Raw genomic sequence first — 8,984 nt, forward strand, 5'->3', positions numbered from 1 at the left:
GAGGTTACCAGTAATGCGGTTGCAGTAACCGTGTCGGATGCTGTGGTCACCGCGATTCAGGTGACACCTTCACCGGTAAACCTTGCCAAGGGGCAGCAACAGCAACTGGCTGCGACAGCCAGCTACAGTGATGGAACGTCGGCAGATATCTCTACCCTGGTGGCCTGGCTCTCGGCCGATACCGGCGTGGCGACAGTGACCCCAGCCGGATTATTGAGTGCCGCCGCGGCAGGCAGCACTACAGTGACCGCCAGTTTGGGGGAGGTTACCAGTAATGCGGTTGCAGTAACCGTGTCGGATGCCATTGTAATCTCCATCGAGGTGACCCCAGAGTTACCGATAATCCGAGTTGGAGAAACTGTGCAAATGACCGCAATGGCAATGCTTAGCGACGGTATTGTGGTTGATATTACCGAGAGTGCCGATTGGGCAATCGCCTCCAGCAATGCGGCTACAGTATCGGCTACAGGTGAGGTAACTGGGGTTGTGACAACCGATTTGCGTGACGTTCCATATCCTTTTGTGGTGGCCTCTAAAGATGAGGTCTCTGCTGGTGTTCAGGTAGAGGTATGCTCTCCTGCGGGCAAGTGTGTAGATGTTTTTGATGCAACAGCTGGTGATGGTTCAGGTCAACTATTTACCAGTTCACCATCTACTGTATATCCTGGCACGCAAGATGTACCAGACAGTGGTAGTTACTTGGTTTCAGAATATCCAGAATCAATTTATAGGTATTATGGTTTCCGTACATATACAGATAAACAATCTTCCCCGCTTTGTGAAAAGTACAGTGAGAACAAGTTATCCGGTAGAACTAATTGGCGTCCTGCCACACTTGTCGAGCTGTACGAGTTGTTTGGAACATTTGGCAATATGTACGAGGCCCGTGCTTGGCCCTCAGGTATTACCGGTTACAGAAGCAAGTTTCGGCGGCAAGATGGAATTAACAGTATTAACCTTACCACTGGAAATATTGCAATAGCTGGGGATTCTGGCCATTTCCGCTCCTGTGTTTCAGATCCTGAATCCTAAGGAGTAAAACCCAAAGCACCAGTGCAATACGGCTGGCGCTTCAATATTCGTTCTTAAATACCCGCCAACCACAGGAGATGGCGGGTATTTCAGTAATACCTGGGGACATCAGCGTTAGCGTGAATCCGTTGGTTGGTCAGTTCTTCTTCTCATCCGCTGTCTGACACTAAGCCGGGGGAATCGCCACTACTTACCTAGAAAGCCTATTTAGTCCAATTATTTCATAGGCCTGTACAATTTTATAACCTACAAGTTTAAAGGAGCCGAAGGGAATACATGAGAACAGAAGCCTGCCAACGTCGATATTGAAGGGTTGATATCGGATTGGGTAATACCCAGCGGGCTTCTTTGTCGCTCTTATAAAGAGCGATCTCCTGTTTTTCGAGGAATCTTTCCAGGCGAGATGGGAGAATAAGGCAACAGATAATGTCGCACCCGGCCAAGCATTCGATTCGCAGTTCTCTTAGTGGAACAGGAAAACCGACATCCATCAGCCAGTAGAGAGTCTGATGGTAAACTTCATACTTATTTTGTTTCAGAAACGCGATGCCCCAGCCTGGCTCGGCTGTCATCGCCAACTCTCTGTATGTTCTGAAATCCATAAGCAGTCCCTCAAGAGATCTTGGTTGCACTGTATAGGGACATGAAAACAAGGTCGTTAAGAAACATCCTTGTTGTCATCGTAATTTTCTGATCAGGCTTACCTAACCATAAAAAAGGCCGCAGATACGGCCTTAAACATAGATTTATAGCGGCGGAATACCGCCTGACCAATGAGCAGATTCAGCCTTTAAACAATAAAATACCCATTAGCAACCAAACAGCAGCGATGAGGTAGAGTTATCGCAGTCGCCCTCTCCCATCGACGACTCATCGTCATCGACATCACGACTCCCCAAGAACTCGCCGTGTTTGAACATCTGGATATAGTAGGGTTTACCCATGATGTAAGACACGGTATCACCATGCTCTTTCCCGTCCTGATAACGGGCGACCTTTTTCAATAAACCGTCTTCAGTGAAATAGTAAAAGCTGCCTTGTTCCTGCCCCTTGGCGTCATACTGCTCCCGCCCCAGTTCATAACCTGCTGCAGAGTGGGCCAGCCAAGTGCCGACTTTTTTGCCGTGATGGTACTCTCCTTGCCAGAGGGACACTTGGGTTTCATAGGGCTCCTGGTACTGCCACTGGCCATGCCGTTTGTCCTGACTATAATTTCCTTTGGCTTGCAACTCGCCTTTTTCGTTGTAGGTCTGGTATTCGCCTTCAAGCTGCCCGTGCCGGTAATGTGCCAGTTGCAACAATTGACCATCGTGCACCTGGATTTTTTTCACCTCACCATGCAGACGCCCTTGGCTGTCATACTCTTCAGTGCTGCGATTACGGGCATCCAGGTAGGTCCAGGTACCCACCTTTTTGTCATTGGCGTATTCGCCTTGCTCCAACAGCTTGCCGCTAACCAGTTTCTTCTCATAGGCACCATGGAGCTTACCTTCCTTGTAGTAACTGGTTTCTATATAGGGCTCATCGTCCCAAATCCCTTGATAACTTTGTAGAGTCAGCCCCTCGCGCTTACCTTTCAGTTTCTCCTCTCGTTCAATGACAACCCCACTGGCATCAAACTTCTGAAACAGAGTCCACACCCGGGTCATATCCTGCTGCATTCTTGAGCTAAGCTTGCCCTCTTTAAAGTATTGCCTGTCAAGGATCTGCTTGTCTTTGACAAAACGGGCGCTGAATTCCATGGTCTTGCTGCCGTCATCGGCAAATTTTTGCTCAAAGACCAATCGGCCTTGATTGTCAAAGCGCTCTAAATGCTGCAGCTGCGAGCTATTGGCATAAAAGGTTTGCTGCTCGCCCACCTTCTTGTCCTGCTGATAGTGTTCAACTCGAGTCAGTTGCCCCTGTGAATCGTAGTGACGGCTTTCCCCATGTTCTCGATTCTGCTGATAACTGCCTTCCCAACTGAGTTGCCCATTCTTGTGCCAACGTTTGGCCGGCCCCTGCCGCTGGCCATCCACATAGACAGATTCGGCCTCTTTGGCACCTGTATCCCAGTATTCATAGGCTTTACCCTGTTGGCCTTTAGGGCCAAAGGTATCAATGTAAGACAGCTCGCCATTGCGGTGATAACGTTTGCGCTCACCGGTCAGTTTACCCGCCAGATACAGGCTGCGCTCACGCAGTTGCCCCCCGGGGTAGTACTCCAGTTGCTCCCCTTCCGGCAACCCATTGACCAGCGAGTGTTGCGCCTGCAGACTGCCATCCTGGTAATAGTGGCTGTCTTTACCGACGCGTTTGTCGCCCAATTGCTCATAGACTTCCTGTAACTGACCGTTACTGTAGAAGTTTTTCTGAGTGCCCCGCTGCTTACCATCAACAAAACTGGCCTCCATGGTCAGGATGCCGTCTTCATCATAGAAGCGGATAGGGCCTTCCATCTCGCTGTTACTGTTATAGTTGCCGTCGGAAGACAGCTTGCCGTTATTGTGAAAGAACTGGTAGCTACCTAAGGCATTCTGGAAAATACCCGGCTTGGCAAAGCTGCCCTTGAATCTGGGGGTATCCGAGCCGACATAATAGATGGTGGTTTGCCAACCGTGTTGATCCTGAGTTTGAGGATCTTTGACATAAAAACTGGCCTGTTGCTCACTGTCGACCACTTGCCAATCATCATTCAGCCACACTGTCTCAGCGCTGGCCATCCAGCTCATCAGGCAACAAAGTAATATCAATACACGCATTTTCTTGTCCTTAAGGCAGTGGCGGGAAACTGTTGACCCAACGAATATCCAGGGGTTCGCCCTGATATTCGAGCTTGCTGATACGCTCCACTCTATCGGCAACCCTTAGGTATTTGTCTTCCATAACGGCTTCGCTCAGGGACGCATGGTCTGTATTGAGATAGTGAGCGTGTATATCCAGCAAAGGCAGTTGTACTCCGTCGGCACTATAGAGATGGTACTGCTGAAGGAACTGCCGCGTGGATTGCTGCAGATCCAGCTCACCGAATACTTCGATAGGCACCAGCCAGGCGCGCTCACTCGGGGTATAGTCAATTGGCTGCCATACCGGGCGTCCATCACAATGCAGATGACTGGGTATTTCCAGGCCATAGAAATAACGGCGAAGACCATCTTCTGTACTCAGTTGGTACTGGAGTTGCGCAGGCTTCCATTTGTCATACTTCGCTTTCCACACCAAGGATGACGGCCCTTGTTTAAAATCGCCTTCTATCTGCAGTTGGCAGACACCGGCCCAGTCCTGTGGCAGGGTCAGCTTAGCACCTTGCGGCGTATCGGCCTGGGTCGAGAAACTCATAGGATCAAAATCAGCAGAGTCTTCGCCTGTGTCATTGTAAAGGTAATTCTTATCCATTGGAGGCAGGGTGTAATCGGCAGCAAAGGCCTCGCGGCTTACCCAGCTAACCTCACGGCTGAAGCTCGATTGTTGCTGCTTCTTCACAGCAAAGAAGGTCACCTCTGATGGCTGGTTAGTCAACTTCACCCTAAACCCATTCTCGCCGCTAAATAGTATGCTGCGATCCAAACTATTGAGCCATTTGGGGCCGATTTCTGGCGTCTGGTAACGGTATTCACCTTCAAGCCCATCAAAAAATGGCAACAAATAGCCATCTGTGCCGCTGAAATGCAGTTGATATTCATCTGGCTGCTGCGCTATAGGTGTAATGGTGACAATACCGCCGTCAAACGCCAGTTGCTGCTCTTGTCCCGACTGCCATTGGCCGGAAATCGATACCAGTTCGAGTGGCATAAAATCTGCCATGGCGCTGAAGGAGGATATTTTTTCAAACTGGTTTCGCTGGTTCCAGCCCAGAGGTGCAATGGCGGTACTGGTGACTAGCTTGTCATTTTGCTGATAGGGGCCAAATTGGCCTAGAACGGCAAACTCCATTTCAATAGGTTTATCTTCGGCGTCCAATGCCTTGAAGTCTCGATAGGTGATCTCTCCCAGAACTTCTTTTTCATGCTCGGCGAGCAATAACTCCAATTGGAGATGTTTAGATTCGACGCGATATGCTCCTTTGCCGTATTGGAATAAGGCTTCGGCGCTGATCTCCTGCCCGTCAACAGGTTTGGGCGGCGCGGTCACTATGGGAATCCAGTTATCCAGAGAGTCGGGGGCAATTCGATTGCTCAGATCACCTACTTGATCGAGCAGATCTTTACGCTCCATGACAAGCAACATATGGTTGCTGCCTTGTCGGCCCCTGAGTTCGACTTTAGTTTCCAGCACCAACACCATTTTCTGCAACCAGCCGCTATCGCGGGCCAGGCGCATATGTCCATACAGGCGGCTATCATCACTTTCGGCCGTCAACTCGGTGTCTACGGTTTCGGGAGTAACTTTGGTGACCAGTAATTCGGCTTGCTGGCCGTTGAACCCCTCAAGTGTCAGCTTACTGCCCTCTTTGGCAGGGATCTCCCGCAACACGCCGGGAGCATCCATTCCCGGGGCCAAAAGTTTGATTAGCTCAGGGCCAGAGCGTGCCAATATTTTTTGCCAGGTTTCATCGTCCTTGGCCTTAAACGCCAGCAGTTTGCCTGAGTCTTTATCCAGAGTGACTTCAAAGCCTTTGGAAAACATCTTCTGCAGCTCAGGGTTGTCATCGGTAGCGCCAAAGCTACTGAAAGGCCGGCCGCCGCCTGACATAGCCATATATTTGGGTACCAGCTCCATCTTTAGCGCCGGCGAGGTCTCAATTACCTCATAACGCATCAGGGAGTTGCTGTCCTGAGTAAATTGACGTCCACCTATATCTATAGTGGCTTTGGCCTGTACCCAGTAATCAACTTGATCGCCTTTTTTGGGGTCAAATTCAACATGGGAATTGGGGGTGCATGCGGACAAAAGCCATAACAGGCCGAAGAGGGAAAGATACTGCTTCATTTCATTCCTTGAAGAAGAACACTTAAAAATTAGCGCTACATTATGCCAGAACCTGAGTCACAATTCTGCTGCCATCCCCGCAGGCTTTAACCATTTCGCCGGGTAAACGTCGCAAATTCGCCAATAGCTTTGGGAAAAAGCCTCTATTTAAGGCCAAGCCAAAAATCCACAATAAGTCCCACCTCATTTGAGGCAACCAACCCTTTCCTGCGGCTAGAGTCTTGCTGACTCATAGTTTTACTGCAACCGGCGTTTTCTGCTCCCTGCGGCAGATTTCCACCCTGACGTCAGGTTGCAGCCTTTTTAAGTCCGTACAACGCCAAAAAAACTGGGGTTGGAATTATACAGCTACATACGCTGCACTACTCCAACCCCCAGATGTCTCTCGGGCATATACTGTCTATTGGCTCTCAGTTAAAAGCGATCGGCATTCATCACCTTGGCCCAGGCCTTGACGAAGTCCCGAACAAACTTTTCGCCGTTGTCATCCTGGGCATAGACTTCCGCATAAGAACGTAAAATCGAGTTGGAGCCAAGCACCAAGTCCACTCGGGTTGCGGTCCACTTAACCGCGCCGCTGTGACGCTCAACAATCTCGTAGAGGTTGTCGGCAACCGGTCGCCACTGATAGCGCATGTCGGTGAGATTGACAAAGAAGTCATTGGATAAAACACCGACCCTGTCGGTAAACACGCCCTGTAATGCCCCCTCGAAGTTGGCACCCAGCACCCGCATACCACCTATGAGCACTGTCATTTCAGGGGCCGTGAGCCCCATAAGTTGGCTGCGATCCAGCAAGAGTTGCTCGGGAGTCACCCGATAATCGGCCTGCAGATAATTTCTGAAGCCGTCGTGCAAAGGCTCAAGCACGGCGAACGATTCCACATCCGTCATCTCTTGGGTTGCATCCCCGCGCCCCGGCAGGAATGGCACCTCGATATTGACCCCGGCATCTCTCGCGGCCTTCTCAACTGCGGCGCTGCCCGCAAGCACTATCAGGTCGGCCAGGCTGATCTCTTTGCCGCAACCTGACTGGATAGCCTCCAACACCTTGAGTACTTTTTGCAGCCGCTGCGGCTCATTGCCATGCCAGTCGCAGCACGGCTGCAGACGGATACGCGCGCCGTTGGCGCCACCCCGGTAGTCAGAACCGCGGAAGGTGCGAGCGCTGTCCCAGGCGGTAGCCACCAACTCAGCCACACTCAGCCCGGAGGCCAGGATCTCTGTTTTGAGGTCGGCGACATCCTTGGCAGTCAGGCTGTAGTCGACTTTAGGGATGGGGTCTTGCCAGATAAGCTCTTCCGTCGGCACATCCGGCCCAAGATAGCGGCTTCTTGGCCCCAGGTCTCTGTGGGTCAGCTTGAACCAAGCCCTGGCAAACACCTCGCTGAAATACTGCTGATCCTGGGCAAAACGCTCGGCAATCTTACGATATTCAGGGTCGACCTTCAGCGCCATATCGGCATCTGTCATTATGGGATTGTGGCGTATTGACGGGTCTTCCACATCCACAGGCTTGTCTTGCTCTTTGATATCCACAGGCTCCCACTGCCAGGCACCGGCTGGACTCTTTTTCAGCTCCCACTCATGCTGCAACAGCATCTTGAAGAAACCGTTATCCCACTGGGTAGGATGGGTTGTCCAAGCCCCTTCAATGCCACTGACCACAGTATCGCGGCCAATGCCCCGGCTCTTGTGGTTTAGCCAGCCCAGACCCTGCTCTTCCAAGCCGGCCGCTTCTGGCTCCGGGCTGAGATTTTCGGCGCGGCCATTGCCGTGACACTTACCCACAGTGTGGCCACCTGCGGTCAGCGCCACGGTTTCTTCATCATTCATTGCCATGCGTTTGAAAGTTTCCCGCATGTCCTTGGCCGTCTTCAGCGGATCCGGATTGCCATCAACCCCTTCAGGGTTAACGTAAATAAGCCCCATCATCACGGCTGCCAATGGGTTTTCCAACTCGCGCTCCCCGGAATAGCGGCTGTTGGGGCCATCACTGGTGGCCAGCCACTCCTCCTCCGAGCCCCAATAGGTATCCTTTTCCGGATGCCAGATATCTTCCCGTCCGGCGGCAAAGCCGAAAGTTTTCAGCCCCATGGTTTCATAAGCGACTGTACCGGCGAGAATGATCAGGTCTGCCCAGGAAATCTTGTTGCCGTACTTCTTCTTGATAGGCCATAGCAGACGCCGAGCCTTGTCTGTGTTGACGTTATCCGGCCAACTATTGAGAGGGGCAAAACGCTGATTGCCGGTACCTGCACCGCCGCGGCCATCTTCAATGCGGTAAGAACCGGCCGCATGCCAGGCCATGCGCACCATCATGGCGCCATAGTGGCCCCAATCTGCCGGCCACCAGTCCTGGCTCGTGGTCATCAGTGCCCTAAGATCGGCTTTCAGGCCGGCATAGTCCAATTTGGCAAACGCTTCGGCATAGTTGAAATCGGGATCCATGGGATTGGTCTTGCTGTCGTGCTGGCTGAGGATGTCGAGCTTGAGCGACTTGGGCCACCACTTCATGATGTCTTGCTCTATGGATGTGTTGGCGCCGTGCATTACTGGACATTTGCCCAAGGGCTTACTTCCGGTCATAGGTGTTATCTCCATATTGGTACAAGCATTACAGTAGACTTACTCTCACATCATACGCTGACTAATTTTTATACTCGAACAAGGAGTATATATCTAATCCGTTAAGCATTTCTTAACCATATAATTTGTATGGTTTACCCGGCACATCCTCGGCCGAAAGTAAAAAATCCACCTGCATAGCAGGTGGCTTTGAACAGCCCCCTAGAAGGGGGCTAAAAGAATCACCCATCCAAACCAAGCTTGATCTGACCGTTTGATTCCTCTGCCTCTACTTTCTGTTGATACCTTACATATCGACGAATGATCTCTTCGTTTGCTCCCACTGAAGACACTCAAGCTTGGCGGAAGTCTCACCAGTAAGTGAACATGGTCTATCTGGATATTTAGCTCTACTATCCGACACCTCTTCATGCCGCTATAGATATAAATACTCCGACAAACCTCCTGCCCAACTC

5 protein-coding genes and 1 pseudogene are annotated in these 8,984 nt (G+C 51.2%); 1 reads left to right on the top strand and 5 read right to left on the bottom strand.

From position 1 onward, the window contains the following. On the top strand, positions 1-1,032 hold a 1,032-nt coding region (locus N512_RS0118795), incomplete at its 5' end, for an Ig-like domain-containing protein (RefSeq protein WP_028781291.1). 254 nt (positions 1,033-1,286) lie between these two features. Here the strand turns inward: N512_RS0118795 and N512_RS0118800 are convergent. The 5 genes and pseudogenes from N512_RS0118800 to N512_RS24235 all read right to left on the bottom strand — a co-directional run. Beyond that, on the bottom strand, positions 1,287-1,634 hold the full coding sequence (locus N512_RS0118800) for a hypothetical protein (RefSeq protein ID WP_028781292.1): 348 nt from the start codon (positions 1,632-1,634) through the stop codon (positions 1,287-1,289). Between the two features lie 207 nt (positions 1,635-1,841). Then, positions 1,842-3,773 (bottom strand): toxin-antitoxin system YwqK family antitoxin, encoded by a 1,932-nt coding sequence (locus tag N512_RS0118805; protein ID WP_028781293.1) that lies wholly within the window; start codon positions 3,771-3,773, stop codon positions 1,842-1,844. Between the two features lie 10 nt (positions 3,774-3,783). Then, positions 3,784-5,940 (bottom strand): hypothetical protein, encoded by a 2,157-nt coding sequence (locus N512_RS0118810; RefSeq protein ID WP_028781294.1) that lies wholly within the window; start codon positions 5,938-5,940, stop codon positions 3,784-3,786. Between the two features lie 414 nt (positions 5,941-6,354). Next, positions 6,355-8,529 carry a catalase/peroxidase HPI gene (gene katG / locus N512_RS0118815; RefSeq protein ID WP_028781295.1) on the bottom strand — a complete coding sequence of 725 codons (2,175 nt, stop codon included), beginning with the start codon at positions 8,527-8,529 and terminating at the stop codon, positions 6,355-6,357. Between the two features lie 221 nt (positions 8,530-8,750). Next, a pseudogene (locus N512_RS24235) lies at positions 8,751-8,984 on the bottom strand (transposase); the annotation flags it as partial.

This window comes from Shewanella sp. 38A_GOM-205m (genome assembly GCF_000518445.1).
GTDB classification, from domain to species: domain Bacteria; phylum Pseudomonadota; class Gammaproteobacteria; order Enterobacterales; family Shewanellaceae; genus Shewanella; species Shewanella algae.

Bases quoted from the DNA above. Each gene is read 5' to 3' on its own strand.
- N512_RS0118805 (WP_028781293.1), bottom strand. From the start codon at position 3,773: ATGCGTGTATTGATATTACTTTGTTGCCTGATGAGCTGGATGGCCAGC.
- N512_RS0118800 (WP_028781292.1), bottom strand. From the start codon at position 1,634: ATGGATTTCAGAACATACAGAGAGTTGGCGATGACAGCCGAGCCAGGC.
- katG (WP_028781295.1), bottom strand. From the start codon at position 8,529: ATGACCGGAAGTAAGCCCTTGGGCAAATGTCCAGTAATGCACGGCGCC.
- N512_RS0118810 (WP_028781294.1), bottom strand. From the start codon at position 5,940: ATGAAGCAGTATCTTTCCCTCTTCGGCCTGTTATGGCTTTTGTCCGCA.